This is a genomic window from Myxococcus qinghaiensis, assembly GCF_024198215.1.
GTDB classification, from domain to species: domain Bacteria; phylum Myxococcota; class Myxococcia; order Myxococcales; family Myxococcaceae; genus Myxococcus; species Myxococcus qinghaiensis.
This window is the reverse complement of sequence record NZ_JAKCFA010000022.1, coordinates 119,826-146,719: the sequence shown is the minus strand read 5'-3', so window position 1 is coordinate 146,719 and position 26,894 is coordinate 119,826. Positions and strand designations below refer to the sequence as shown.

The window sequence follows — 26,894 nt, the reverse complement described above, 5'->3', positions numbered from 1 at the left end:
AGCGCGGACCCGCGCGAGGGCACCTGTTTCAAGGACTGGGTGGTGCCGCGAATCGCGGGTGGCAGGGGCGCCAACGGTGGCTGACTCGCGCTCATGGCGGGGCCGGCCAGCAGGATGAGCATGACGGCGAGCGCGCCGCTTCGTGAGAATCGAATGGGAATCAATGACAAGACAAGCTCCCTCGGAATTGACGATGTGATGGATGCGGCCTCGGTGCTGACCCCGGCCCGTCGAGGACGCGCTCATCGACGCCGCGCCATGCGCCGACTGACGGTGACTGCTCGCGCCATGCGGCCACGTTTTTCCGAGGGGAGTGGGTCGGATCAGAACCGGCCGACGAGTCCCGCGAAACCGCCATCCCTCGACGCGCCCACGGTGGGGGGGAGCTGGAGCCCCTCGTCTCGATGCTGACTGCGCGCGGAAGGCTCACCCCCGCTGAATCGGTGAGACAGCTCGTTGAGCAGCAGCGCGCCCGCGGTGGGAATCAGCAGGCTGAGCACGATGTGAGTGCCTCCCTCGGTCACGAGCGGTTCGCCCGGCGCGTTGTCTCCCGTCATCAGGGCCACGACCACCGTGCCGAGCCCTCCGCCCAGCACGCTGAGCGCGAAGTTGCCGTTGCTCCCGAGTGCCCGGCCCGTGGCGAAGACTCCCACGCCGGAGCCGCCAGCCATGCCGATGAAGATGGGAATCAGGCTTTGCCCGCAGTGGATGGTGGCGGGAAAGGAGCCGCAGCTTGTGAGCTTGCCCATGGAGAAGAGTCCTCCGATGGTTCCGCCAGCGGCGGTGCCCGCGGCGCCTCCCAGGAGCGTCCCCGCGAGTCGGATACGGGTATCGATGGGCGTGGAGGAACCCCGCACCCCGCTCGGGGAGTCTTCGGGCGCCGAGGTGAGGGGAGGGGGGCTGTAGCCCTCCTGGGCGAGGCTCGGGACGGACAGCCATGCGACGACGAACAGCGTCGAGAGACGAGTGGTCATGACAGACACCCGAAGCTCGTACGCCCGGCCGGGCACTTCACTTCAGGGTGGGATGTGGGAATCGCCAGGAATGACATGCGCGAGTGGTCCGGGTCCGCGCATGACTGGCAACCCCACGATAGCTGAAAGCCAGGTGGCCCATGCAAGGGGCCAAGGGTGGCCGGCAGCGAGCCCCGGCCCTCCATCACGCTGCCCGCCACGGAAGGGCGCTTCCCGCGCGGCACACTCATCCAACGACGAGGTGGGCACCAGCGCACCCGTATCCCACTTCTCCAACCGAGCGTGAATCACGAGCCCTGGCTTATTCTTGCCACGGAGATGTCCGAGCCCACGCACACGCACGTTACGGCCAATGCCCTCCAGGCGTCGGATGCCGAGCGCCAGTTGGAGGGCCGCGCCGAGGTCCTCGCGGCGGCCCGGCGTTCTCATGCGGAGCTGGAGAAGCTGCTGTCGGGCTGGGGGTGGCGGCGCGCGCTGACACGAAGCCCTGAGTGGGGGGCCGCGCTCGTGGAAGGGGCGGCTGCGCTGACGGAAGCGCTGGAGAGGGTCCATCGCCGAGCGGAACTGGAAGCATGGCCCGCGACGATTCCCGTGCTGCGAATGGCGCGGGAGTTGTCGGCGCGGCGTGAGCGGCTTGTGGCCCTCGCGCGGCGCAGGCTGGAGGCGCTGGGTGTGTCGCCGGGGCATGGGTCTCTCGAAGAGACGCTGACGAGACTGGAGGTGCTGGCGCGTCAGTCCGTGAGCTGGGAGCTGGATTCGCGCGAGGTGCTCGTATTCGAGACGGATGCGCGTTGGAGTCGCCACCTGGAGGTCACTCAGAAGGACTCGGGCCGCCTGGCGACCCTGTTCGGGCCGCACGCATCCTGGCGCGGGTGGGTGCCGGGCTCGGGACAAGTGCGGCTCTCCAACGAGCGGTTGATCTGGCGCTCCGCGTTCGGTCCACCCCGAAGCGTGCGGCTGGATGACCTCCCCGAGGAGGGGCCCCAGCTCGACGCGAACACGCGGGAGGTTCGTGCGGGCGGGGATTGGGGCGTGTTCACTCAGCGGAGCGTTGATGCCGTGAACCTCGCGGCGTTGGTGGAGCTGGTGCGCTGGCCCCGCCTGAGCGACGCGCTCCGCTCTGGCAGGCGGTTGGACTCAAGAGCCCTCTTTCCCGCGAGGCTCGAGGGCGCGCCGGGACTTTGTGTCCTCGGCCTCGAGCACCTGTCCTTCATCTCCGCGGGACAGGGGCCCCAGGCGCTGGGTGCCATCACTGGCAGGACGGCGTCCCGTCCCTCGTTCGACGTGGACCGACTGGTGGAACTGCTGCGGTGGCTGCCGGAGGTGGAGTTCGAGTCCGCCCTGGGCCGCGTGCTGGCCGTCACCGCCAGCAGGCGCTGGAGTCGTGCGGAGGTGGTCCGCATCGAGCAGGAGTACGTGGGCCAACGACCAGTACCCCTGGTGGACTCGCTCCGGTTGGAGTGCGGCGGTGAAAGCCTGCGCGGCTTCCCGAAGGATTCCCAGGAGGTGGTGGCGGATGGACTCCTGCGAAATTACCCCAGGAGGCGGCAAGGACCCTGGGCCCTGTAATTTCCATCGTCCCCGGCCGGAGGGCAGCACCAAGAGTGCCTTGACGCCTTGGCTCGCGCCCCCCATCCTGCCGCGCCCCATGCCTGTCCTTCGTGGTGCCGTCACCTTCTCGCGCTTCCGGGTAGAACCCGCCAAGGAAGCGCCTTCCGACATCAAGCGCTGGCTGACCCGGGGTCTCAAGGCCCACGCGTTCGAGCCCATCGACCGCCGCTCCGAGGATGACCGCGCGGCCGGCTTCGTCGAACTGGAGAACGCCGACGCCGTCGACTTCTCCGTCGGCCGTGTCTTTTACGGAGAGTATGTCCTCTTCTCCTTCCGCATCGACTCGCTGAAAGTGCCTGCCTCCGCGATGAAGGAGGAGATGGCGAAGTGGTCCACGAACTTCGAGGCGGAGAATGACCGGCCGCCCAGCCGTGGCGAGAAGACGCAGGCCAAGGCGCAGATCAAGCAGATGCTCCGCACGCGCGCCACGCCTCGCACCAACGTGCTGGACGTGAGCTGGAACCAGAAGACGCAGCAGCTCCAAATCTGGGCCGCGTCGCGCAAGGTGGTGGAGGAGATCATCATCGCGCTGGAGAACGCGCTGGGCCTGAAGCTCGTGGGCCTGACGCCGGCCGCCATCGCTCAGACGTCGGGAATCGACGAGAACGCGCTGGGGCCCACGGCGGAGCTGATTGGCATGGACCTGCCGGCGACGTCGGCGGAGGTGGCACATGGCGAAGCGTGAGCAGGCGCGGGCGGATGCCGCCTTCGCGCGAGGCGATGTGGGCGTCGATGGCGCCGCCACCGAGGAGACCAAGGACGTCGCCGAGGTGGAGCGAGGGCAGGCGCGCGAGCAGCTCCTGCGAGGCCGGGCGTACCTGGGCCGCGAGCTGTTGACGTGGCTGCTGTGGCGCTCGGAGACGGGCGACGCGCTGGTGGAGCTGGAGGGCACGGGCGTCAACGTGCTCTTCATGGGCCGCATCACCCTGCGCGGCGTGGCCGGTGACGTCACGGAGCTGAGCGCGAAGGGCACGCTGGCGCCGTACTCGGAGCAGGTGAAGCACGCGTTGGACAAGGGCCTCCTGGTGGCCCAGGCGCGCATCCGCTTCACGCATGGCGAGAAGGAGTACGAGGCCACGCTCGACTCCGAGTTCCTCGACGTTCGCGCCGCGAAGCTGCCCGCGCTGATGAGCGAAGAGGAGGACGACCAGCTCAACGAGCGGTTGTTCCTCACCGAGCAGCTCTCCGCGATGATCGACGCGCTGGTCGGCGACTTCCTCAAGATTCGCGTGGGGAAGACCTGGAGCAAGCAGGTGGTGCCGGCGATGAAGGAGTGGATGCGCGGCGACGAGCAGGGCGCCAACGCGCTCTCCAAGGCCGCTCGCGCCCGGGGCCGCGACGCGCGCGCTGCCCGGCACTGAGGTAGGAGTGGGGCAGGGGACGTCCGGAATCGTCGGGACAACGTCATTGTTCCGGTCCGGGCGTCCGCCTATCCCTGGGCCTTCGGTGGCCACTGCTCGCGCGCTTCAGTGAGGGGACGCCACCAGCGACCGGGGCCCGTCCCGGCGCGGGAGGCAGGTGGTGTTCGAGACGCTCTGGCAGGACCTTCGGTACGGCGCGCGTGTCCTCGTCCGCGGCCCGGGTTTCACCGTGGCCATCCTGGTGACGCTGGCGCTGGGCATCGGCGCGAACACCGCCATCTTCAGCGTCATCCATGGCGTGCTGCTGCGGCCGCTCCCGTATGGGGACGGTGAGCGGTTGGTGCACCTGGATCAGCCGGTGGCACGACTGGGGGGCGAGAGCGCGGGCTTCTCTCCGCTCGAGCTGGAGGATTATCGGCAGCGTCTCACGGGCATCCAGCGGCTGGTGGAGTACCACTCCATGCCGTTCCACATCGTGGGGCATGGTGAGCCACGGCGGGTGCAGACGGCCGTGGTGTCCTCGGGCTTCTTCGACACGCTGGGCGTCCGGCCACTGCTCGGCCGCACGTTCCTGCCCGACGAGGAGAAACCCGGCGCCGCGCCCGTGCTCATCCTCAGCCATGCCTACTGGCAGCGCGAGCTCGGTGGAGACCCGACCATCGTCGGAAAGACCTTCACCATGAACGGGCGCACGCACACGGTCATCGGTGTGCTGCCACCCGTGCCCCAGTACCCGGGGGAGAACGACGTGTACATGCCCGTCTCCGCATGTCCGTTCCGCTCGGGTGAGCACTGGGCTCATACCCGCACCAGCCGTGGGCTCACCGTCCTGGGGCGTTTGGCGCCCGGCGTGTCGCTCGGGGAGGCACGCGCTGAGTTGGAGAGGGCCGCCGCGAGTCTTCATCAGGCCTGGCCCGAGGCCTATCCCTCCGCCGAGGGCTTCACGGCCACCGCTTCACGCATCCAGGACAGGCTCGTGGCGCGCGCGCGTCCCACGCTGCTGCTCCTGTTCGTCACGGCCGTCTTCCTGCTGCTCATCGTCTGCGCGAACGTGGCCAACCTCACGCTGGCTCGGCTCGCGCGCCGCGAACATGAGCTCGCGGTTCGGGTCGCCGTGGGCGCGGGCCAGGGGCGACTCGCGAGACAGTTGCTGACGGAGCACCTGTTGCTGTCGTTCCTGGGGGGCCTGCTCGGGCTCGTGGTGGCCGTCGCCGGGATGGAGCTGCTGGTGGCGTTCGTCGCGCGCTACACGTCGCGCGCCGTCGAAGTGGAGGTGGGCGCGTCCATGCTCCTCATCAACCTGGGGCTCTCGCTCGGCACGGGGCTGGTGCTCTCGCTGCTGCCCGCGCTTCCCGCACGCACGCTGTTCGGCGCGGTGGCCATGCAAGGCGCTGGCGGCTCCCGCGTGAGTCCGCGCCTGCGAGGCTTCTTCATCGTCTCGCAGGTGGCCCTCTCGTGCGTATTGCTGGTGGGCGCGGGGTTGATGTTGCGCAGCATGGTGAGCCTGCATCGGGTGGACCCGGGGTTCGACCCGGAGAACGTGCTCACCGCGCGGGTGGACCTCGGATGGGACCGCTATCGGGAGGATGACAAGGTCCGCGCCTTCGCCGAGCAACTGGTGCCGCGTCTGGAGGAGTTGCCGGGAGTGACGGTCGTCGGCCTCGCCAACGAGCTTCCGCTGGGAGGCAACGAGCCCTGGACGATGGCGTTGCAAGTGGAGGGCGAAGAGGTCTCCGCCGGACAGGTGCGTCCGCGCGCGGACCTGCGCAGCGCGACGAGTGGCTACTTCCACGCGCTCGGCGTGCCCTTGTTGAAGGGGCGCCTCTTCGAGCCTGGAGACCGTCCGGACACCGCCCCGGTCGTGGTGGTGAACCAGGCCTTCGCACGGACGTATCTCGCGGGTGGGGAGCCATTGGGGCGGCGCATCTCGTTCGATGAAGGACGCAACTGGGTCACCGTGGTGGGCGTGGTGGGGGACGTGCGCGAGCGTGGGCTCGGGGAGGACCCACCGCGTGAGGTGTATCTCCCGTTCGCGTTGCAGCCGTTGCGCGACCTCCGGATTCTCGTGCGCACGAGCGGGGCTCCGATGGCGCTCGCGCCACACCTGCGCGAGCTGGTGCACGAACTGGACTCCGTGCAGCCGGTGACGGACGTGCGCTCCTTGTCGAGCCTGCGGAGCGAGTCGCTCGCGGCGCCGCGCCTGGTGACGTTGCTCCTCGGCTTCTTCGCGGTGCTGGCGTTGGTGCTGACCTGTACGGGGTTGACGGGAGTGGTGGCGTTCTCCGTGAGCCAGCGGGTGAGAGAGCTCGGTATCCGCCTGGCGCTGGGAGCCGAGCCCTCCAGTGTGCTCGGGCTGGTGCTGCGGCAGGGGATGAGCCTGGTGCTCGCCGGGCTGTTGATGGGGACGGCTGGTGCGCTGGGGCTGTCGTCGCTGATGGAGGGGTTGCTGTTCGGAGTGGAGCCGACCGACCCTCTGACTCTGGTGGGAGTGGTGTTGTTGCTGGGCGGCACTGGAGCGGTGGCTTGCCTGCTGCCCGCATTGCGCGCCGCTCGGACCGACCCGGCAATTGCACTGCGGAGCACGTGATGCCCACGTCGTGGGTGCCCCACGGCCTGGCGGACGGGACTACGATGCCGGTCTTGAGGTGCACATGACAGCGGCGGTGCGGCGTGTGGGCTTTCTCGGCTACGAGGGGCTGGAGGCCTTGGACCTCGTCGGGCCGCTGGAAGCCTTCGCGAAAGTCCAGACGGACGGGCAGCGCCGCTACGAGGTGGTGCTGGTGGGGCTGCATCTGGGGGAGTTCCGGTCCGAGTCGGGGCTCGTCTTCAAGGCGCATGTCCTGTTGGACGAAGCCAAGGGGTTGGACACGCTCATCATTCCAGGAGGCGCGGGCCTCCGGAGACCGGAGGTCAGGGCCCCAGTCGTCCGTTGGCTCCGAGCGCATGGACACACGCTCAGGAGGGTCGTCTCCGTCTGCACGGGCATCTATGCGCTCGCGGACTCGGGCCTGCTCGACGGACGGCGGGTGACCACGCATTGGCAGTACGCGGAGGACGTGGCGGCGCGTTTTCCGAAGGTACGCGTCGAGCCGGATGCCCTGTTCATCAAGGATGGTGCGTTCTACACGTCGGCGGGAATCACCGCGGGCATCGACCTGGCGCTCGCGTTGATTGAAGAGGACCACGGCCCGAGTGCGGCCCTCTCCGTGGCGCGTGAGTTGGTGATGTACCTCAAGCGCCCGGGAGGACAGGCCCAGTACTCGGAGCCCCTGCGCTTCCAGGAGGAGAGCGGTGGGCGCTTTGGTGATTTGACGAGCTGGATGGTGGTCAACCTCGCCGGAGACCTCTCCGTGGAGGTGCTGGCTCAGCGTGCATGTCTGAGCCCCCGACACTTCGCCCGTCAGTTCCGGGCCGTGTTCGGGCAGACGCCTGCTGCGTATGTCGAACGGCTTCGTCTGGAGGAGGCGCGCCGCAGGCTGGTGGATGGAGACGGCGGCATCGAGCAGGTGGCCCTCTCCGTGGGATTCCAGAGCGCGGATGTCTTTCGCAGGGCCTTCGAGCGCCGCTTCGGCGTGGCCCCGAGCACCTACCGTCGAGGCTTTGGTACCCCCGCGTTCCTGCCCGTGGAGTAACCACGAACAGCGCTGTCCGTCGAGGTGTCAATGCCCAGATGAAGCCATCCATCTGGGACATCCGGACATGGCAGGCGCCGCCATTGTTGGCATGCGCCCCTGGAGACTTCACCAGGACAAGCGGGTCCTATGGTTCCAGGACGCGTCGCCGAGACGTCACTGAATGAAGAGGACGAACGTCTCCCACGCGCCGACCGCGGGGCGGTTGGCGTTCACCGCGCCCGAGGTACTGCCGCCGCCACCGTTCTCGGCCACCACGTACTGTCCATTGGAGGCTTGCAAGGCCACGCGGTCTCCGGTCTGGAAGCGGCTCCGGCCTTCGAGGTTGATGAGGCGGAAGGACTCCCAGCCCTGGGCGACGGCGCGGTTGGCGTTGACCACGCTGCCACCACCGTTCTCGGCCGTGACGAACTGGCCGTTGAAGGCGCGCAGGTTGATGACGTCATTGTTGAGCAGTTCGCCACCATTCAAGTCGACGGAGCCAAAGCGCTCCCAGTCGCTGAGGACCGTGCGGTCAGCGCCGACGAACGAGCCGCCGCCGTTCTCCGCGACCAGGAAGTGGCCCGTGGCGGTCCGGAAGGCCAGGCTCGCTCCGCTCCGGGGATACATCGCGAGCAGCGCGGTGACATCGCTGCCCGTGAACTCGCCAGTCTCTGACGAGCGGAAACAGGCATTCATGATCGAGCCTCCGACCACCGCGTTGGTCGGCGTGCCGGGAATGTGGATGGCACCGACGCCCGCGGCGCCCTCGTTACCGCCAGTGCCGCAGCTGATGGCGCGGTTGTAGTAATCAGAGTGGCGGAAGCCGATGGTGTGGCCGAGCTCGTGCGTGATGACGTGCTCGATGACGTCGACGCCGTACTGGCTGAGCAGGCCACCAATGGTGATGGACCCGAACGGCAGGCCATTGGCAGGGAATCCCGCCACGCCGCCGTTCATGTTCGGGTCGATGTTGGCGTTGATGGTGAAGCTGCAGCCGGTGCTCGGCGTGCGCGCCATCGAGAATCGGAGCGGCCGCTCCGAGTAGTTCTGGATGGCCAGGTTGAGGGCGGTGCTGAACACCCCGGTGAACGCAGCGCCATTGACGCAGATCTTCGTCACGGCCGCGCCGACGAGGTTGGTCGTGCGGTACTGCTCCTCGGAGGCAGGGGCCTCCAGCATCTCGCGAGAGGCCTCCAGGCTGACCTCCGCGTCCCTGCCGACATAGACGGTCTCTCCAACGACCTGGATGTCATTGACCGGGAAGCCGGCCTGTACCAGGTTGTCGATAATCTCCTGCGTCTGTGCGGGCTGATCTCCGCAGCCCAATACCAAGGCGCTGCTCGCGGCGAGTGCGAGAATGAAACACTTCGATGTCGTGGGGGTGTGATTCACAATCAATCCGGTCGTGAAGGCTGGGCGGATGAGGCGTTGCCTGCTCGAGCCTTCTCACGAGCAGGTCGGCCAATGCCCTATCGACCTTCATGTTCAGCGGCGACGAAAACGCGTGTGTTCCGCGCCCGTGTGTCGCCTGGAACTTCACGGCGTCATCGCGGGACGCAATTGTTTTCCTCAAATACACACTGTCGATGTCGCGGCGCGCGGCTCGTGGGGTGCCGGCGCCTGCGGGCTCACGGTGCGGGAGGAGAGAGCGCCCGGAATCCCTCAGCGAGCGCGAGGCCGATGTTGCCCATCAGGTCCTGTCGCGCGTTGACTACATAGAGATGGGGCGTGAGCGCCCACACCTCACGGACGATGCGGCGCGGAGGGGGAGGGGGCTGGGTGCTCAGCTCCGCCTGAAGCAGCGGGAGCACCTTGTCGGACAGCCGCAGGGCCGTATCCATCACGAAGACCGCCACATGCGGACGCAGCGCACGCACGCGCCGGAAGAAGGCTCCCACCTCATCCGGCGCCAGGTGCTTGGGCGGCGAGGACTTCATCTCCAGATAGACGAGCCGTCCCTCCGCCGCGCCCACGACGTCCAGGTCTCCACCGACGTCTGGCGCGTGGAACTTCACGCCCGCCGCCACGTCGAAGCCGAACCTGCCTCGCAGCTCGTGCGCGACGTACCACTCCAGCGTGCCGCCGAAGCTCGCCGCTGGGTACACGAGTTGGTATCGGCCATCCGCCTCGCGCGTGGCCAGGTCCAGAGACACCAGGTCCTCGGCGAAGGCCGTGGCACCGGCCTCCTCCAGGTAGCGAGTGGCCTCCAGGGGCGTGAAGCTTCCACGTCGCAGGATGGCCCCGCGCAGGAAGAGGCGGAACGCATAGTGGCCCAATCGCTCCACCAGTCGCTCCGCCCGCGCGCCGCTCACGTCAGCGGGGAAGGGCAGGTCCAGGGGCGCGACGGTGGCCTGGAAGCCCCGGCGCGCCAGCATCGCGAGGGGCTCGTTGCCGGGTGGCAACAACAGGCGCGGCGTGGGCGATGCGCTGGCCTCGCCCAGCTCCAGCTCACGCGCCGTGGGAAGGTCCTCCTCGGGGGGCGGCTGCTCCGTCATGGCCTCACCCTAACCCGTGGCGCCGCAGCGTGCTCCACCCGGGGATGCCACCCCAACCGCGCCGCAGGTCCCTCCAGGCTGTCGCGACGCAGGTCGGCCCCTGGTTCACGATGAAAGGTGAGGTCGCCGCTCATGCGGTGTAGCGCCGCGCTCCATCCTCCACGCGGGTCGACCCTGGCTCACATGAAAAGGTGAGGTCGACGCTCACTGCACATAGACAGGGCAGTAGCGCAGGAACTCCGTCACCGGTGGCTGGCAGAGCTGCAGGATGCGCGAGTCGTCACCGAAGCTCTTGCTGCGCGCCTGGAGATAGCAGGCCGCGGGGTCGTCGTCGTCCGTGGCGAACTGGCAGAGCTGGAGCGCCTGGCCCTGCGTCAGCGAGCCCTCGTCCTGGACGCGCAGGAAGCACTTCGCGGGGGCATTGGAGCGGGCACCTCGACAGAGCTGGGTGGCCACGTAGTCATCACTGAGTCCCCCTTGGCTGGCGGCCGTGTAGCAGGAGACCTGGGGAGCGACCGCCTCATCGTCATCGTCGTCCTGTGCGTGTCCACTTGCCGGAGCGACAAGCAGGAGCAGCGCACCCAACCCTCCCGTGCTGGCGAGCGACAGGCACGACCGGAACCTCAAGCTGGATGATTTCATCGCGGGCCTCGTGCGGAGAATCTAGGACTCCGTCCCCCCACGGGACTCATGGCCCGTGCAGTCGCCCCCCGTCGGGACAGGCGATGGGGCGCCACCCGGGCCTCGTGCCGCCCACCGCGCGCGGAAGAAAACGCACACCCGCTGGAAACCGCCTGACCGGTGGCTTGCCCAGGACGACCGAGCGCCTTGTACAGTGCCCGGCGCGCAGGTCAGCGGAGGAGACATGGCCGACGTGGCATCCAGCCTGGGCTCGGAGTGGCGGGCATGGCTGGCGGAGAACGTGGTGCGAGGCGTGGCCTCGGCGCGACTCGTCGACACGCTGGTGTCGGCGGGCGTGCCGCTCGCGAGCGCTCACGCCGAAATCGAAGCCACCCGTGCGCACCCAGCCGTGGCGGAGGGTCTACGTCGCATGCGCCCTCACGAGGACATGCTCTCCCTGCTCGACACCCGCGTCGCGCTGCACCGTCACTCCGGACGACACCAACGCATGGCGCGCCAGGAACACCTGCCCGTGCCCACGCTGATGGAGCGCTACTACCTGGCGCACGAGCCCGTGCTGCTCGCCGGCTTCATGCGGGACTGGCCGCTCATGACGAACTGGCGGCTAGAGGCGCTCTCGCGTCGCTACGGCGACGTCGAGGTGGAAGTCATGACCGGCCGGGAGTCCCGCGCGGACCACGACGTGGAGCCTGACGCCTGTCGCGCGGTGATGCGCCTGGGCGAGTTCCTCCGCAGGCTGGAGGAGGGCGGCCCCACCAATGACCTCTACCTCACGGCCCGCAACTTCGCCCTGGAGCGCGAGGAGCTGCGCGGGCTGCTCGACGACGTGCGCTATCCACCGGGCCTGCTGCGCGCATCAACGCGGGCCGGCGCGGTGAAGCTCTGGGTCGGGCCCGCGGGCACGCGGACGGAGCTGCATCACGACCTCGGCACCGTCCTCTTCGGCCAGGTCTTCGGCCGCAAGCGCTTCCGGCTCATCCCCTCGTTCCACACCCACCACGTCTACAGCCACCTCGAGGTGTGGAGCCAGGTCGACGCGGACCGCCCTGACTTCACGCGCTTCCCCTCGTACCGGGAGGCGGACGTCCTCGAAGTCATCGTCGAGCCCGGAGACATGCTGCTGATTCCCGCGGGGTGGTGGCACTGGGTGCACGCGCTCGACGTCAGCGTGTCCGTCACCTTCCAGGAGTTCGACGTCCCGGAGGGCAATACGTGGTGGAAGCTGGGATGATGCCCCGGCTCCGCGCCGTCACTTCTCCAGCGGCGGCGTGGTGGGCGGCGGAGTGGGCACGGCGCGCTCCTCGGGCGGCGCGGAATGACCTCCCGGGTTGGGGACGATGCGCGGCGCTATCCGAGTGGCCGGGTTGGGTGGCGGGTTCGGGACGATTTTTGGAGCAGGATCCTTTGAAGTCGTCATGCGGTCCCCAATGCAACGGTGTGGCCTACCCGGGTGGTATATCGCACCGCGCGAACCATGACTCCTGACGAGCGCGAGAGCCTGCCGCCCCCGGTGCGTTCCTGGCTCGCTGAAAACTTGACCGTGGGCGTGGACCCCTCACGGCTTGTCCAGGCGCTCCAGGCCCAAGGCCTGTCCGAGGCACAGTCCCGTGAAGCGGTGGACGCAGTCGCCTCCCACCCCGCGGTGCGTCACGGCCAGCAGGCCCATGTCCGGCGCCGGGAGCTGGAGGGACTGCTGGAGACGCGGGCCCGGCTCCATGCCCAGCGCCATCCTGGCCCGTCTCCGTTGGGCGTGGAGCGGCGACGCCACCTGGCACCCGAAACCTTCTTCGAGCGCTACTACGTCACCAACCGGCCCGTCATCCTGGAGGGGGTGCTGGACGACTGGCCAGCGCTGAAGCGTTGGAGTCCTGAGTGGCTGGTCGAGCGCTTCGGTGACGAGGAGGTGGAGGTCATGGCCGGTCGCGACGCGGAGCCAGACCCGGACTTCCATGCGGAACGCCTGCGCCACACGCTGCCCCTGCGCGAGCTGGTGGCCCACGTGCGCGGCACGCCCGGTTCGGACGACGTGTACCTGGTGGCGCGAAACAGCCTGCTGCTGCGCGCCGCGTTCCGTCCCCTGCTCGACGACCTGACTCCGCCCCGGGGCTTCATCCATCCGGACCTGAGCGCTCCGGACAGCGTGCACCTGTGGTTCGGTCCGGCGGGGACGCTGTCGAACCTCCACCACGACCACCTCAACGTCCTCTTCTGCCAGGTGCTGGGCCGCAAGCGCTTCTGGCTGGCGCCGCCCTGCGAGACGCCTCGGCTCTACAATGACCGGGGCCTCTACAGCGCGGTGGACATCCTCGCGCCGGACCTGGGCCGCTTCCCTGACTTCGCGCGAGCGACGCTGCACTCCTGCGTGGTGGGGCCGGGTGACGCGCTGCTGATTCCGGTGGGGTGGTGGCACGCGGTGCAGGCACTCGACGTGAGCCTGTCGGTGACGTTCGTCAGCTTCGACCGGCCGGAGCGCAACGTGGAGTGGCGCGACTATTGGATTGGCCCCAGGCCAGAGAAGGTCCAGCGATGACGGATGCGGACACGCGCGCTCCTGGAGCGCGAACGACGGGCTCGCTGGCGCCGGAGTGGCGGCGCTGGGTGGTGGAGAACCTGCTGCGCGGCGCGGAGCATGACGACCTGGTGGCCGTGCTGGAGCGCTCGGGCGTCGACACTTCGCTCGCGCGCGCGGCCGTGCGCGCCGAGGCCGAGGACCCCTGCTACCTGGGCGCCGCGCGCGCCGTCGCGATGCAGCGCAAGCTGGAGGGGCTGCTGGACCTCTACGCGGACCTCCATCGCCAGTCAGCGGAACCCACCCACGTCGCACGCCATGACGCGCTGTCGCCCGAGGACTTCTTCGAGCGCTACTACTTCCAGAACCTCCCCGTCGTGGTCCACGCCACGGTGCTCACCAATGCGGCCTCGGAGGACATGGGCTCGCTGTTGGCCACGCTCGCGCGCGAATCCAGCGCCACGAGCGTGGCCCCCGGCGCCTTCGTCCTGCCTCCGGGATCGAGCGGGCTGTCGCGCATCACCGTGCACGCGCCCCCGGGGCTGGTGACGGCGGAGGCACCGGCGGGCCTGTGGTGGGACGAGCCGGGCGCACAGGTGCCCCTGCGGCCCTCGCGTCGCAACACCCTGGTGTGTCAGGTGCGAGGGCACCGGCGACTCCAACTCGTTCCCGCCCATGCGCTGCATCGCGTGCTGGGCGCCGCCTCGGTGCCGGACGGCGTGCCGCGCCTGGAGGTGGAGCTGTCGCCCGGTGAGCTGCTGCTGCTTCCCGTGGGGTGGTGGTTCGCGCATCACTCGCCAGAGGGCGGCGCAGCGCTGGTCTTCGAGTCCTTCGCCGCGGCCGAGCCCAACGTGTCGTGGACACCCCGGCCGGAGTCCCGCGAGCCTACGCCCCCTCCTCGCTCTCCAGTCGGCTGAGGAGCTGTCGGGCAAGGTCTCGCAGCGCGGGCGCGGAGGGCTCGCGCTCCAGTCGCACAAGGTCGTCGCGGATGAGCGCGAGCCGTCCCGCCTGCGCGAGAATCTTCAGCGCTCTGGACTGCACCAGCTCCTCGGGAGGCATGGAGTGGGGGACGGGCGGTTGTCCTCTCAAGGGGACACGGCCGCGCTGCGCCAGCAGTTCCACCAGCACTCCCACGTCTGCGTCCTCCAGGGGGGCTACCTCCATCTGCTCCAGGGCACTCATCAGCTCCCCCCAGGCGAAGCCGCGCGGCGGAGGTTTTCGCTCCGCCACCATCCGCCTGAGCTGCTCGCGTGTCGTCGGCATGACAACTCCTAGCGTGTCCACATGATGTCTATCTCCGGGACCTGCTCCGTCCCGACGGTGATGCCGAACTCGTTGCGCCCCAGGTCCACCTCCCAGAGTCTTCCGTTCGCGCACAGCGTCCCCATGAGGAAGGGCAGCGTCGGGTGCAGGTAGCGGCGGCGGAAGGAGGACTCCGCGCCCAGTCTGACGGGGCGGCCATCCGCCGGGGGCAGGGGCATGTCCAGCTCCACCGCCTCTGTCCGGAAGCAGGCGTCGTAGAGATACAGCCGCCCTGCATCCTCCAGGAAGTTGAGGCAGTGGCCGTCATCCCAGCCGGCCATGAAGACATACCGGGCCTCCACGCGGCCCAGCAGCTCCACGGGTTCGTCCGACGCGAAGGGATAGCGCACGCAGTCGTGGAAGCGCCCCTGCAGGCGCGTCAGGCGGCTGGGCTCGAGCTGGTTGATGCCCGGCGCCACCGCCACCATGGCCTCCCAGCGCACCTCGTCGGTGCGCGGGTCGTCCCTGGGCACCAGGTGCAGCGTGCGGCCCTCCAGCGTCACGCCCTGACAGTTGGCGAGCTGCTGGAAGAGCTGGTACCAGCCGCCACACATGCCGCCGCCCACCATCAGCATGTGGCGCACCGTCCACGCGGGCACGCCGTAGCGAAGGCCCGTCTCCGGAAGGCCTCGCAGCAGCGCGTCGCAGATGTCCTTGCGCGACTCCAGCCGCTCGCACCAGCGCGAGGACCAGCGCACCAGCGGCAGGTAGGCCCCCGAGGGCGGCGCTCCCGCTCCTCCGTCGCGCATGGGCGCTCCGGTGGTGAACAGCTCATGTCGGCTGTTGCCCAGGAAGAGGCGGCGCGCGCTCCCGTCCGCGTCCGTCCACTCGGCCACCCACTGGAGCTCCAGCGCGTGCGTGCCGATGTGATTGGGCAGCGGCCGATTGAAAGGCACCGGCTCCGCGAGCGTGTTCCAGCCCGCCGTGCGCTCCAGGCTCACCGGATGCGGCCCGAGCCAGCGGATGGGCGTGTCCGGGCCATGGGCCGGGGACAGAGAGCGGCCGAAGGCGCTCAGCTCGAACGACGCGGGGACGAAGTGGTTCGCGAGCAGGGAGATGACGACGGAGGGCCGCGCGCCGCGCACGTAGGCGACGGGCTCGGCGCGGTGGTCCCGAATCCACTCCGGTTGTTCCCCCAGCCGGGTGTCGGTGACGGGGCTCCACAAGGCCACCGTGCCGCTGTCCGCGTCTCCCCGGTCGAAGTGCAAGCTGTAGATGGCCAGCGGTTCCGCGATGTGCATGTCCACCCCCCCCTCGCCCGTGCCGGAGGGGCACGGACATGGCTTCACGGCCTCCGGCGACGCCCCCACGGGCCGCCGGTGGTCTTACTCATACAACAAGACGCGCGTCACCCACGGCGCGCCCTTCACGTCGCGCAGCCAGCGCAGCCGCTCCGCGCGCAAGGCCACCGCCGGTGTCGCGCCCGCGTGGATGCGCTCCCGGACGCCCTGGAAGAAGCGGCCCGCCGAGTCCGGGATATCCACCGTCGCCGCGAACACCGCGCGCGCCCCCGAGCCAACGAAGGCCTGGGGCAGTGATGACGTCTGATGCAACAGGGGCGGCAGCCGCGCCGCGCTGCACGCGCCCAGCAACACCACCGGCGAACCTTCCAGCCGCACCTGCTTCAGCGCCTCCGAGGTCAATGCGTAGCGACCGTCATATTCGGGCGCCAGGGCGATGACAGGCGCTTCGGACAGGCTGCGGTCCACGACGCCGTGCGCGTGGAACTCGATGTCGGTGGCGCGAGCCATCGCCTCCAGCACGCGCGAGGGCGTGGCCTGCGCGCCGGACAGCTCCACCGACTGGCCGATGGGCGCGGGCGTGGACTCCCACGAGGACAGCCGCGCCAGCCCCAGGCCCGAGGGCGTCTCCACGTTGGCCACGACGAGGTGCAGGGGCGCGGGCGGCTTCTGCTTCGGCTCCGTCGCGGCGCCCGTGGCCACGCGGTAGCTCCACGCCATCTCCGGCGGGAGCAGTCCGGCCCGGCTGTCGAGCGGCGGCGCCGCGAGCACGTCCACGCGAGGGCACGTGCGCAGCAGCGTCAGGAGCTTCTCCGGCACCAGCCCGGACAGGTCCTCTCCCAAGGGCTCCCTGCGGGAGGCGTCATGGTGACCGAGCACCTGGCCCCGGGGCCCGAGCGCGACCACCACGGTGCGCTCGGCTTCCGTCGCGGCGATGAGCGCGCACTGCTTGGGACTGGTGACGCCCAGGTGGCTGGCCACGACGCCCGGCACCTCGGAGAAGGCGCCCGCCTCGCCAGCCGTGACGGCCATCGTCTGCCAGGCCACCGCCACCGCGTCGCGCGCGTCCGCGTCCGTCGTCAGGAACGGCGTGGCGTCCTTGATGAGGGCGGCGAGCCGCTCATTGCCCTGCTTGCGGTCCTTCAGCAGCTCGAAGCGCGCCCGCACCAGCTGGGCGAGCATGCGGCGGCCGGGCGTCTCGCGCCTCGCCTGGGCCCGGGCCAGCTCGGCGCTGATCTGCGCCGCGTCCTCGGGCCGTGGGTCCAGCCGCATGAGGTCGGTGAGAATCCAGGCGCCGATGAGGTCCACGGACGCGTCGCACTCCTGCGCGCGCACCAGGGCGCGGCGGGCCTCCTGGGGCCTGAGCCGCATCAGCTCCAGCGCCGCCATGTTGCGGTGGACGTAGTTCTTCACGTCGCAGGTGTCTGGTGCTCGCGCCAGGTACTCGGCCAGGTACGCGCGCGCGGAGGCCACGCGGAACTGGAAGCGGGCCGCCTGGGCGAGGGCGCGCAGGGCCGCGGACTCCAGCCCCCACTCGCCCATCGCCTGGGCCTCTCGCCAGCTCGCCAGGGCCGTCTCCTCGGCCTCCGACAGCCGGTTGGCGGAGGTGGCGTTGTGGCTCAGCTTGCGCAGCAGGTCCGAGCAGCGCGGGCGCAGCCGCTTCTCGCGGCAGAACGTCAGCGCGGCCTTGAGGCGCTGGTCCGCCTGCCACGACTCGCCCGCGAGCCCCTCCTGCCGGGCGAGCTCGTCCTGCACCAGCAGGTGGATCCACGGGTCGTTCCACTTGCGAGCCAGCTGCTCCAGCTCCTCGGGCGGGCTCTGGGCCTCCGGCGACAGCAGCCGCGCGCCGAGCAGCAGGTCATGTTCACCGGCGGCGCGCAGGCGCGTGAGGAGCTCCGCGGAGGCGGGCTGGCGCTCGCGCACGAGCCGCGCGTACTCGGCGGCCAGCGGCGCGCGGCGCGTGAAGTCCCGCGTGGCGATGGCGCGCGTGTGGTCGGCCAGGGCGGTGCCACCGTGGATGCGGTCCAACAGCTCCGCGAGGGGCAGGAGCGCCAGCACCCGGGCGGACGTGGGCGCGGTGCGCACGGCGTCGTAGAAGAGGCCGCGAGAGATGCCTGGATGCTGGCGGGCCTCGTCCAGGGGAATGGGGAGCGTGGGGTCCTGGGCCAGCTTCGTGAGCGCGTCCCGCGTGCGCTTCCAGGACGCGTCCCGCTGGCTCACGGCCGCCCGCAGCGAGGCCGCGTGCTCACGGGCCTCCGCGCTCCAGCCGGGCTCCCCCAGGGCGGCCACCTGGTCGAAGACGGAGGCCGACAGCAGGTGCAGCCCCATCTCCCGCAGCACGAGCGCCCGGTTCCACAAGGCCTGGGGATGACGGGGAGAGGTCTCCAGGATTCCGTCGAGCGAGGTCAGCGCCTCGTCATGGCGCTTGAGCAGGAAGGCGGCGACGGCCTGGTCGTTGTCGCGATTGAGCGACGGCGGCGCGTGCGCCAGGTGCGCGAGGCCTTGCTGGGGATCTCCATGGAGCAGATAGGACGCGGCGATGCCCGCGCGGTCTCCACGCTCCTCCAGCCGGGCCAGCTCCCGCAGGGGCACGGCGATGGAGGGACGCTCCTCGCGGGGACGGGCATAGGGACGGTGCACATCCGCGGCGGGGACGCTGAGGCGCGGCTCCAGCGGGCGGGTGCGGGTGTCGGTGAGCCACAGCAGCTCGTTGCGACGGTCCGTCAGCGGCCCGGAGCGGGCGATGAGGAGGGCGGGGAAGACGAGCAGGGGAATGAGGTGCCACGCACGCAGGCGCGGGGCGCGTCGCCCGCGAGTGGACTTCCCTGGTGCATCCAGCTCTGCCGCCATTCGCTGGACCCTCCCCGTCGCTCCACGTCCCATGGCGTGGAGCCGTCACTGAGACTCCGAGTCTTAAGCCATAACGCCTGACTGGGACAAATCGTCGCAGTGAAAGACTTGCTGGGTTGGAGTTGACGGCCTGAGTCAAGGCGACCCGGGGACGCGTCGGCGAGGCCCGAAAGCGCCGCCTGGAGCTAGGGTGACGCCATGTTCATCGTCATCCTCGGCGGTGGGGTGTCGGGCCTGTCGTGCGGCATCCGGTTGCTGGAGGCCGGGCACTCGGTGGAGGTGTGGGCGCGAGAGCTGACCCCGCACACGACGTCGGATGTCGCCGCGGCCGTCTGGTATCCCTATCGGGCGTGGCCGCAGGAGCGCGTCATTGCGTGGGCGAAGCGGACATACACCGTGCTGGAGTCGCTGGCGCGAGAGCAGCCCTCCGCCGGCATCTTGAGCGTCCCCGGCGTGGAGGTGTTCCGGCGCCACGTCGAGGACCCATGGTGGCGCGACAGCGTGCCGGACTTCCGTCGGGCGCGCGCGGACGAGCTGCCGCGGGTGACGCCGCCCCCCACGGACCGCTTCATCTTCGACGACGAGTGCGAGCACGGCATCGCCTACGTCATTCCCCGCGCCCACGACTGCATCCTCGGCGGCACGGTGGAGGAGGGGAATGCGTCGCTCGTTCCCGACGCGGAGGCGGCCCGAGGCATCCTGGCGCGCACTGCGCCGCTCCTGCCTCCAGGCGCGCAACTGAACGTCGTGGAGCACAAGGTGGGGCTGCGCCCCGGACGTCCCACCGTGCGGTTGGAGGCGGAGGTCTTCGGGGAGCGCGTCGTGGTGCATGACTACGGCCACGGCGGCGCGGGTGTCACGCTGTCGTGGGGCTGCGCGGAGGAGGTCGTCCAGCTCGTCTCCGCGCACGCCCGCTGAGCGCCGCCGGGCCGTCATGGGGCTCGCGCCACTCACCAGACGCAGGAGACGTAGCCCGCCTTGTTGTTGGTGACCTTCAGGTCCGTCCAGCCGGTGCCGACGTTCTTGATGAGCGACACGCCATCACCTTGGCCGCCGGTGAAGTCCCCGAAGATGCCGCGCAGGAGTCCCACGGTGGCGGGGCCGTTGCACATGGGCGTCGTGGAGTTGCCATCCCACGAGCCGTCAGCCGCGCCGCCCGTCGGAAAGTCCACGCAGTGCGCGGTGCCGCCGCCGTTGGCGGGCTCGCTGGCGTCGTTGGACGTCCAGCCCTTCATCACCCACGCGTCATACGAAGGCGCGCCGCCGCCGGGGAAGATGGTCTGCTTGCTGATGAGCAGGCCGGGCCGCGAGTCTCCTGAGTTGTGGAACGTCATGCCGGCGCGCGACCAGATGCTGGTCAGGAAGCAGCGGCGGTTCGCGTTCACCGGCACATGGGAGAAGGCGCAGCTGAACGACGTGCACTCGGACCAGGACATGGACACGCGGTTGCCCACGTTGGAGATGCACGTCGCGCTGCCGGAGACTCCCGTGCCGACGCCGTGGCGCGTCTTCAGCCTCCAGTGCCCGCCCTCCTCGTAGACACCCACGCTGGCGAGGGGAGTGTGGGGGAACGTGTCACGGCCCTTGAGATTGCCCCGGACGCCCGTGAGGAAGCAGGTCTGGTTGTTCGACGGGCCCATGTCGATGTCCGCCTCGTTGGTGCCCGACTCCCACGTCCCCGTCACGACGAGCCCCTGCTGCGTCTCACCCAGGCTCTCCGCGGCGGGCGCGACAGTCGCCTCTGGACTCTCCGCTTCCAGTCCTTCAGGGCCACATCCCACGGCCAGCAGGGTGAACGGCAGGGCCCACAGCAGCTTCGTGTTTCGCTTCATGGTGAAAGTGCCTTCCAGTCGAGTACCGCGCCGGGTGTTGTCCCGGTTTCGCTCGATGGAACGGCCCCTTTCGCGAATCTTCCCGGGTGTTTTTCGCCGGGTTTTTCGCGTCAACGTCCTCAGGCCCTCGCGCGGAGCACCTGCCCGAAGCCGCGCTCCTGACCCAGGGCCGCAGACACCGCGCCCTCCGTCACCGCCTCGCGTCCGGAGATGAGCACCGCCTTCACCGCGGTGTCATTGCGGCGCACCAGCCGCACGAAGCCGCCGAAGTTCTCCATGGGCGCCTCCGCGATTTCATCGAGCTTCGCGTCCAGGCCCTCGGGGTTGATGACGACGAGGTCCGCGCGGCTGCCCTCCGCGAGCACGCCCGCGTCCAGGCCGAACCACTCGCCAATCTCCCCGGTGAGCCGGTGCACCGCGCGCTCCACCGTCATGAAGGGCTCGCCGCGCTTCTGGGCCTCGCGCACCAGCCGCAAGAGACGCAGCGGGAAGTTGTAGTGCGCCATGTTGCGCAGGTGCGCGCCCGCGTCGGAGAAGCCGACGAGGATGTCCGGGTGCTGGCAGATGAACTCCAGCTCCTCGCGCCTGTCGTTGGCCATGACGGTGTACCAGCGCAGCGCGTCCCCATGCGTGGCCACCAGGTCCAGGAACACGTCCACCGCGTCGCGGCCCTGCTCCTGGGCCACCTGCGCGAAGGACTTGTCCACCATGCTGGCGTCGGGGCACGCGAGGATGCGTGACTGGTTGAAGTCGCGGTGGAAGGCGCGCGGCAGGAAGCGGTTGGTCCACTGGCTCCGGAAGCGCGAGCGGTACTTCGGGTCCTTCAAGAGCCCCGCGCGCGAGGCCGCGTCCTGCAGGTGCAGGGCCGCCGCGCCCGCGCCGAACTCCTCGAAGACGACCAGGTCGATGCCGTCCGCCCACAAGTCGAACACCTCCGGCAGGGCCTGCCAGCGGAAGTTCGCGCCGAACAACGTGTTGGCCGCGCGCGACAGCACCCCGATGAGCCGGTGGATTCCCCGGCTGGCGCGCGGGTCCATCATCGAGATGACCGTCGTCTTCAGCGTCTTGCGGAACAGGCCCATGCTCTCCAGCAGGAACAGCACCACGTTCACCTTGGTGCTGATGTTGGGCACGCCCTGGAAGACGCGGCCCCGCTCGCGCAGCAGCTTCGTCAGCCGGCGGTACTCGCTCCAGCGCGCGTAGGTGGAGGGCAGGGGCCTGCTGCGCACGTCGCGCGAGCCGCCCATCTTGTCCCACTTGAGCGTCATGATGGACATGCCCAGGTAACCCAGGTCCAGGCCCTCGGTGACCAGCGCCTCCATGCGGCGCAGCTCGTCCTCACTGGGGCGCAGCCCGGGCTCCAGGCTGCGGTGCAGGCCCATGGCGTGCGCGCGCAGCGCGGAGTGCCCCAGCATGGACGCGACGTTGGGGCCCAGCGGGAGCGTCTCCAGGTGTTCCAGGTAGCCGCCCAGCGTGTCCCACGTCTTGCGCTCCTCCAGGAGCGTGCGGACGGCGTCGTAGGGGATGGCCTCCACGCGGCAGAACATGTCCGCCAGGTCCTCGGGCTTTCCCACCGCGAGGCTGAGCGAGCAGCTCCCCACCACCACCGTGGTGACGCCGTGGCGCACCGACTCGGAGAGCGACGGAGCCAGCTCCACCTCCGCGTCGTAGTGGGTGTGCAGGTCGATGAAGCCCGGCGTCACCCAGTGGCCGGCGGCGTCAATGACGCGCGTGTGCGGCGCGCGCTCAATCGGCCCTTCCGTGAGAGAGGCAACCGTGCCTCCCCGGATGCCCACGTTCAGCTTGCGGGGTGGGTTGCCCAGACCATCGAATACGAGGCCGTTCTCGACGATGAGGTCCATCCATCGAGCCTAGGCCCGTCGTTCTGTCCACTTCCACCCGGAACCCTCCGACACGAGGGCCACCTGACAGTCAGGCGCGGTGCGTCATCAGGGCGGGTGCACGCTCCCGCGACCAGGGAGGGGGCGCCTGCTCGCAGGCCCGCTCTCGCGTGCTCCCATGCCTACCTTCCGGTCCTGACGACACGAGCGCGACCTGAGCGCGGGAGGCGACAGATGGCACGGACACGCTGGCAGTGGCTCACGCTTGTGGGCCTGGGGACCTCGCTTGCGGCCTTCACGGGCTGCGACGACGCGAAGGTGCGCGACAACTCGCGTGAGGTCGGCCGCGAGGTGGGGAGCGCTGCGAGGGAGGTGCGCGACGGTACGCGCGAGGCAGCGAAGGACATGAAGACCGCCGCGAAGGAGGCCTCGCGGGGCTTCCGGGAAGGCGTGGGCGGCTCTGGCGCGGAAGGCGACGCGGCCACGCCGGTGCCGAACGAGGTGGATGAAGACAGGGAACGTTCGGTGGATGACCGCGATGTGCCAGGTGAAGCACCTCCGCGCTGAGGTCGGGGCCGCCCTCCTGGCGCCGTGACTCGACGCGGTGCCAGGATGCTGCACGCGGCCATGCAGTGGCTGGCGGGGGCCCCCCATGAGCGAACTGGAGCTGGACAAGGTGTATCGCCGGGGTGAGGAGTCCTCCGGCGTGCGGCGCATCCAGGAGTGGCTGTGCCTGAATGGCTTCGCGGTCGCCGTCGACGGTGACTTCGGCGCCGCCACGGAGGCGGCCCTCAAGCGCTTCCAGGCGCGCGCGGGGCTGCCCGTCTCCGGTGTGGCCGATGCGGTGACCTTCGAACGCCTGGTGTCGCCGCTGCGCGCCGCGCTCACCGCGGTCCCCGCATCGGGCCGCTCCCTGGGCTCGCTGACGGTGGCGTATGCGGCGCAGCACCTGCGCCAGCTCCCTCGGGAAGTCGGCGGACGCAACCGCGGGCCGTGGGTGCGGCTGTACCTGGATGGCAATGAGGGCTCGTCCTGGTGCTGGTCCGCCGGCTTCGCGACCTTCTGCCTCCATCAAGCGGCGAGGACGCTGGGCGTGCCCATGCCGCTGGAGCGGACCTTCTCCAGTGACTTGCTGGCGGCGCAGGGGCGCGCGCGGGCGAGCTTCCTCTCCACGATGAGCGCGCCGCCGGACCGCACGCGCATCCGCCCGGGCAGCCTCTTCCTTCGACGGCGCACGCCCGGAGACTGGGCCCACGCGGGCATCGTCACCGAGGTGGACGAGGAGACGTTCCAGACCATCGAAGCCAACACCAACGACGACGGCGCGCACGAAGGCTACGAGGTCTGCGCGCGCACCCGGGGCTTCAAGAACGTGGACTTCGTCCTCGTGTGACTCGAGCCGCGCGCCTCACGTGGGCTTGCCGGACGTCGGCTTGCCGTCGCGAGTCTTCGCGGGCTTCAGCGTGTAGTGCGCCAGGACGGGCTGGTGGTCCGAGGACTCGGTGCTCCGGTCCACCTCGAAGAGGACGGGCTCCAGCTCCGGGCTGGCGTAGAGGTTGTCGAAGCGCTTGCCCGTGGCGGGCACGACGCCCGACTCGTCCGGCAGCGAGGTGAGCGTGGCGCTGTCGGCGATGTCCTGGAGCCGCAGCCAGTGCTCACTGCCGCGCGGCACCTTCCCCGAGCGCAGCTCCGCGCACGCCTGCTTCGGCGTCATCATCGCCCCGTCGGCAAGGCGCACGCGCGCCACGGCGGCGTGGGCGATGGTCTCCGGCAGGCCCTGCTCCATGACGTGCAGCTCGTGGCGCAGCCGGGGGTCCGCGATGTTGCCCACGCCCTTGTCGCCGACGCTCGCGTGCGGCTCGCCGTAGCGCACGGCGTACTCCTCCACCGTGTCCGTGTCGTCGTACGTAATCAGGTGGGCCATCAGCCAGGAGCCCCCGCGCTTGATGGCGGTGTTGGCGTTGAAGTCACCCAGCGCCACGGCGTGGGGGACCTCCCGGTGGCGCAGCAGCGTGTTGAGCTGCCGCATGTTGTGCGCGTTGATGGCGGAGTCCCCCAGCGTGTGGTGCACGTTGTAGAGGACGACGGGCACCCCGCCGACCTCCAGGCGCACGTACAGCGCGCCCCGGTCCTCCGGCAGCTCGCACACGTCTCCCCCCCGGCGCTGGATGGCGGCGGCGCGCTCCGCGTCGGAGAGGGAGTAGGTGAAGTGGGCCGCGTCCACCAGCGGATGGCGCGTGAGGAACGCCTTGCCGTTGATGAGGCGCGCGCCGTTGCCCCCGTCATGGCCGAAGTACGCCAGGTGGAAGCCATACCGTGACGACAGCAGCACGGAGATGGGGACGTTGGCCTCCTGCAGTCCGATGACGTCCGGCATGCGGCCTTCGGCCTCCAGCCCGTCGAAGTAGGCCAGCAGCGCCGCGCGTCGCTCGCCTCCGAGCAGGATGTTGTAGCTCATCACCGACAGGCCGGGCCCCGTGGGAGCCCTGACTTCCGGGTTGCGGACGATGAGCGTGCGACCGTCCCCGAGCTGCCGCGCCGTCGCCGGCAGCTTGAAGGCGTCCAGGCTCGGCAGGGTGAGGGTGGGGTCCCTGCGAGGATGGGGCTCCTCGGGGCTGGTCGCAATGCGGCCGAGCAGGGGGCCCACGCCCGGAAGGTGCTCCAGGACCTCGGGCACCTTCATACGGGCTCCTGGGACAGACCCCTCCCGAGAGGGGCGCGAAGCAGCGAGTCCTGCTGGTGAGCGACGGTGTCCACCAATCCTCCTGAGTGCCCTCAAGTTCGGTGCGGATCCTCCGACTCGCCAGGGGGCAGGCCCCTTGGAAAGCGCGATTCGGCCATTCTCGCCGGGACGGAAAGCAGGCGGGCAGCGGGGCCATGGCCTCCTCTCCAGCAGGTCGAGAGGCGGAGCGGGGGGACCTCGTGGTTGAATGGTGAACATGATGCGGGTGTGGCTTCTGGTGATGAGTGCGGTGGCGGTGACGGCGTGCGCGACCACGCCCCGGGCGGACTCGGCGCCGCCTTCGTGTGAGCAGGGCGCGGTGCTGCCCTGTCCGGAGTGGGGCGCCAAGCTGCTGCGCGAGGGAGACCGTCCCCGCGCCATCGAGGCCTTCGCGAAGTCGTGCGCGGAAGGCGACCTGTCCAGTTGCATGACGGAGGGCCAGCTGCGCAAGGAGTCCGGCGACTTCGTCGGTGCCGAGCTTCCCCTCACCAAGGTCTACGACACGGGAGACGAGAAGGCCGCGCTGGCGCTGGCGGACGTGCGCGAAGCGAAGGGACAGCCCGTGGACCTGCGGGCCGCGGCCCAGCTGCGGCACGAGGCCCCCGCGATGAACAAGCCCGACACGGAGGTGCTCTTCGCCATGCGGACGGGCAGCGAGATGGGCACGGGCCTGGAGGTGTCCTTCAACCTCCAGCCGATGGCCTTCATGGACCGCCGGCTGGGCTTCGGCGCGAACATGGTGTTGGGCGGAAATGACGGGATGGTGGAGGCCAATGGCTTCGCCGCCTATCAGCACTACCTCACGCCCTTCGTGGTCCCCTATGCGCGGGCCATGGTGGGTGGCATGGGCTCGGGGCAGGACACCTTGTTGAACCTGGGCGGCGAGGCGGGCGTGAAGCTGTGCCTGGAGGACGTGGGCCACCTCAACATGGCCGCCGGCGTCTCGCGCGCCAGCGGGGGCTACCTCTCGGTGGGCCTGGGGCTCAATGGCCTCATCGTCCTCGCCATCCTGTTGCAGATTCGCTAGCGCCCCCGCGGCGTGGGCATGCCGAGCACGTAGGAGATGGCCGCCTTGCCCGGGGCCTTCACCTCGCCGACCTCCCACGTGTAGCCCTCCTTCGCGAGGGCCTCCGTCATCGCCCGCAGCTCCCGGGGGTGATGCACGCGCAGCGCGGACACCAGTCCGTCCCAGAAGATGAGCAGCGGCGACACGGGCAGCACGTACGTGAGCAGCAGCCGTCGCGCCGTCACGGGGCGCACCATCGGCGTGAAGAGGAACACGAGCAGCGGCACCACCAGCATGGAGAAGATGCCCGCGGGCGTGCGGCGCACCGCCTCGAAGGCGGCGATGGGCACGCCCTGGTCTCGCGCGTCCGCGAGCACCTGGCGCGCCTCATCCGGTCGGAAGTGGTGCAGCGCGCTGAAGAGGGTGCGCATGCCGCGCAGGTCAGCGGGCACCTTCAGCGCGTCGACGGAGCGCTCCAGGTAGGTGACACCCTCCAGGCGCGCGCGCTCGGCGGCCTCGGCGTTGGGGAACTTGTCCGACAGCAGGACGCGCGGGTCCACGCCCTGCTGCTCCGCGAGCAGTCGCTTGAGTCGGGGCAGGGGGCCTTGTCCTCCGGAACCCAGGTCCAGCAGCTCGTCGCTGCCCGAGGCGCGCAGGCCCCGGGCGAGCACCTCCGTGGCGCCGTCGAACAGGCCCAGCCGGCTGCTGACGGTGTGGAGATAGTCGGTCGACAGGTTCCTCAGGGCGCGAGGGAACCAGTCCTGGTCGATGAACTCGAACAGGTGCAGACGGGGCACGGTGGGGTGGGCCGGTGTGGCGGTGTCATTCATGAGGGGAGGGTGCCGCCGTGGGGGCCGGGCCGCAGTGACAGGGAGCGCCAGAACGGCTTGCCGC

At 69.9% G+C, this 26,894-nt stretch carries 24 protein-coding genes; 12 read left to right on the top strand and 12 right to left on the bottom strand.

Annotated elements, in window-relative coordinates; translation table 11 throughout:
* Nucleotides 1–323: 323 nt before the first annotated feature.
* Entirely contained in the window at nt 324–974 is a 651-nt protein-coding gene (locus LZ199_RS34305) for a hypothetical protein (protein WP_253997978.1), read from the bottom strand.
* A gap of 318 nt (nt 975–1,292) precedes the next feature.
* Between LZ199_RS34305 and LZ199_RS34300 the strand changes: the two genes are divergently transcribed.
* The 5 genes from LZ199_RS34300 to LZ199_RS34280 all read left to right on the top strand — a co-directional run bounded on the left by LZ199_RS34300 (nt 1,293) and on the right by LZ199_RS34280 (nt 7,578).
* On the top strand, nt 1,293–2,543 hold the full coding sequence (locus LZ199_RS34300; protein ID WP_253997977.1) for a hypothetical protein: 1,251 nt from the start codon (nt 1,293–1,295) through the stop codon (nt 2,541–2,543).
* Nucleotides 2,544–2,622: 79 nt separating this feature from the next.
* Entirely contained in the window at nt 2,623–3,270 is a 648-nt protein-coding gene (rdgC, locus tag LZ199_RS34295; RefSeq protein WP_253997976.1) for a recombination-associated protein RdgC, read from the top strand.
* Nucleotides 3,257–3,946, top strand: coding sequence for a hypothetical protein (locus tag LZ199_RS34290; RefSeq protein ID WP_253997975.1), 690 nt, complete (start codon nt 3,257–3,259; stop codon nt 3,944–3,946). Before rdgC ends, LZ199_RS34290 begins: the two co-directional genes overlap by 14 nt.
* A gap of 160 nt (nt 3,947–4,106) precedes the next feature.
* Nucleotides 4,107–6,533 carry an ABC transporter permease gene (locus LZ199_RS34285; protein WP_253997974.1) on the top strand — a complete coding sequence of 809 codons (2,427 nt, stop codon included), beginning with the start codon at nt 4,107–4,109 and terminating at the stop codon, nt 6,531–6,533.
* A gap of 64 nt (nt 6,534–6,597) precedes the next feature.
* Nucleotides 6,598–7,578, top strand: coding sequence for a GlxA family transcriptional regulator (locus LZ199_RS34280; protein WP_253997973.1), 981 nt, complete (start codon nt 6,598–6,600; stop codon nt 7,576–7,578).
* Nucleotides 7,579–7,734: 156 nt separating this feature from the next.
* Here LZ199_RS34280 and LZ199_RS46810 read toward each other — a convergent pair whose 3' ends face one another.
* The 3 genes from LZ199_RS46810 to LZ199_RS34265 all read right to left on the bottom strand — a co-directional run bounded on the left by LZ199_RS46810 (nt 7,735) and on the right by LZ199_RS34265 (nt 10,697).
* The gene (locus LZ199_RS46810; RefSeq protein ID WP_323390082.1) at nt 7,735–8,892 is read right to left on the bottom strand and encodes a M57 family metalloprotease; all 1,158 of its coding nucleotides are present in this window, start codon (nt 8,890–8,892) and stop codon (nt 7,735–7,737) included.
* 296 nt (nt 8,893–9,188) lie between these two features.
* Nucleotides 9,189–10,055: a hypothetical protein gene (locus LZ199_RS34270; RefSeq protein ID WP_253997972.1), complete on the bottom strand. Its 867-nt coding sequence runs from the start codon at nt 10,053–10,055 to the stop codon at nt 9,189–9,191.
* Between the two features lie 204 nt (nt 10,056–10,259).
* The gene (locus tag LZ199_RS34265; protein WP_253997971.1) at nt 10,260–10,697 is read right to left on the bottom strand and encodes a hypothetical protein; all 438 of its coding nucleotides are present in this window, start codon (nt 10,695–10,697) and stop codon (nt 10,260–10,262) included.
* 223 nt (nt 10,698–10,920) lie between these two features.
* Here LZ199_RS34265 and LZ199_RS34260 point away from each other — a divergent pair, with 223 nt between their 5' ends.
* On the top strand, nt 10,921–11,928 hold the full coding sequence (locus LZ199_RS34260; RefSeq protein ID WP_253997970.1) for a cupin-like domain-containing protein: 1,008 nt from the start codon (nt 10,921–10,923) through the stop codon (nt 11,926–11,928).
* 18 nt (nt 11,929–11,946) lie between these two features.
* On the opposite strand, the gene LZ199_RS34255 is transcribed toward LZ199_RS34260, so the two are convergent.
* Nucleotides 11,947–12,114 (bottom strand): hypothetical protein, encoded by a 168-nt coding sequence (locus LZ199_RS34255; protein WP_163869354.1) that lies wholly within the window; start codon nt 12,112–12,114, stop codon nt 11,947–11,949.
* Between the two features lie 57 nt (nt 12,115–12,171).
* Here LZ199_RS34255 and LZ199_RS34250 point away from each other — a divergent pair, with 57 nt between their 5' ends.
* Entirely contained in the window at nt 12,172–13,227 is a 1,056-nt protein-coding gene (locus tag LZ199_RS34250; RefSeq protein WP_253997969.1) for a cupin-like domain-containing protein, read from the top strand.
* Entirely contained in the window at nt 13,224–14,123 is a 900-nt protein-coding gene (locus tag LZ199_RS34245) for a cupin-like domain-containing protein (RefSeq protein ID WP_253997968.1), read from the top strand. Before LZ199_RS34250 ends, LZ199_RS34245 begins: the two co-directional genes overlap by 4 nt.
* Here the strand turns inward: LZ199_RS34245 and LZ199_RS34240 are convergent.
* From LZ199_RS34240 to LZ199_RS34230, 3 genes are all read right to left on the bottom strand, one after another.
* Nucleotides 14,092–14,469, bottom strand: coding sequence for a hypothetical protein (locus LZ199_RS34240; RefSeq protein WP_253997967.1), 378 nt, complete (start codon nt 14,467–14,469; stop codon nt 14,092–14,094). The genes LZ199_RS34245 and LZ199_RS34240 overlap by 32 nt on opposite strands.
* Nucleotides 14,470–14,477: 8 nt before the next feature.
* On the bottom strand, nt 14,478–15,749 hold the full coding sequence (locus LZ199_RS34235; protein WP_253997966.1) for a hypothetical protein: 1,272 nt from the start codon (nt 15,747–15,749) through the stop codon (nt 14,478–14,480).
* Nucleotides 15,750–15,833: 84 nt separating this feature from the next.
* On the bottom strand, nt 15,834–18,599 hold the full coding sequence (locus tag LZ199_RS34230) for a CHAT domain-containing protein (RefSeq protein ID WP_253997965.1): 2,766 nt from the start codon (nt 18,597–18,599) through the stop codon (nt 15,834–15,836).
* 198 nt (nt 18,600–18,797) lie between these two features.
* Between LZ199_RS34230 and LZ199_RS34225 the strand changes: the two genes are divergently transcribed.
* The gene (locus tag LZ199_RS34225; protein WP_253997964.1) at nt 18,798–19,517 is read left to right on the top strand and encodes an FAD-dependent oxidoreductase; all 720 of its coding nucleotides are present in this window, start codon (nt 18,798–18,800) and stop codon (nt 19,515–19,517) included.
* Nucleotides 19,518–19,549: 32 nt separating this feature from the next.
* On the opposite strand, the gene LZ199_RS34220 is transcribed toward LZ199_RS34225, so the two are convergent.
* Nucleotides 19,550–20,431 (bottom strand): hypothetical protein, encoded by an 882-nt coding sequence (locus LZ199_RS34220; RefSeq protein ID WP_253997963.1) that lies wholly within the window; start codon nt 20,429–20,431, stop codon nt 19,550–19,552.
* Nucleotides 20,432–20,550: 119 nt separating this feature from the next.
* A complete protein-coding gene (locus LZ199_RS34215; protein WP_253997962.1) occupies nt 20,551–22,293 on the bottom strand; it encodes an N-acyl-D-amino-acid deacylase family protein in 1,743 nt (580 codons plus the stop codon).
* A gap of 213 nt (nt 22,294–22,506) precedes the next feature.
* Here LZ199_RS34215 and LZ199_RS34210 point away from each other — a divergent pair, with 213 nt between their 5' ends.
* The gene (locus tag LZ199_RS34210; protein ID WP_253997961.1) at nt 22,507–22,839 is read left to right on the top strand and encodes a hypothetical protein; all 333 of its coding nucleotides are present in this window, start codon (nt 22,507–22,509) and stop codon (nt 22,837–22,839) included.
* A gap of 85 nt (nt 22,840–22,924) precedes the next feature.
* Entirely contained in the window at nt 22,925–23,665 is a 741-nt protein-coding gene (locus tag LZ199_RS34205; RefSeq protein WP_253997960.1) for a peptidoglycan-binding domain-containing protein, read from the top strand.
* Nucleotides 23,666–23,680: 15 nt separating this feature from the next.
* Here the strand turns inward: LZ199_RS34205 and LZ199_RS34200 are convergent, their stop codons facing one another.
* Nucleotides 23,681–24,955, bottom strand: coding sequence for an endonuclease/exonuclease/phosphatase family protein (locus LZ199_RS34200; RefSeq protein ID WP_253997959.1), 1,275 nt, complete (start codon nt 24,953–24,955; stop codon nt 23,681–23,683).
* A 256-nt stretch (nt 24,956–25,211) separates the two neighbouring features.
* Between LZ199_RS34200 and LZ199_RS34195 the strand changes: the two genes are divergently transcribed.
* Nucleotides 25,212–26,021: a hypothetical protein gene (locus LZ199_RS34195; protein ID WP_253997958.1), complete on the top strand. Its 810-nt coding sequence runs from the start codon at nt 25,212–25,214 to the stop codon at nt 26,019–26,021.
* On the opposite strand, the gene LZ199_RS34190 is transcribed toward LZ199_RS34195, so the two are convergent.
* Entirely contained in the window at nt 26,018–26,830 is an 813-nt protein-coding gene (locus LZ199_RS34190) for a class I SAM-dependent methyltransferase (protein ID WP_253997957.1), read from the bottom strand. The genes LZ199_RS34195 and LZ199_RS34190 overlap by 4 nt on opposite strands.
* Between the last annotated feature and the right edge of the window lie 64 nt (nt 26,831–26,894).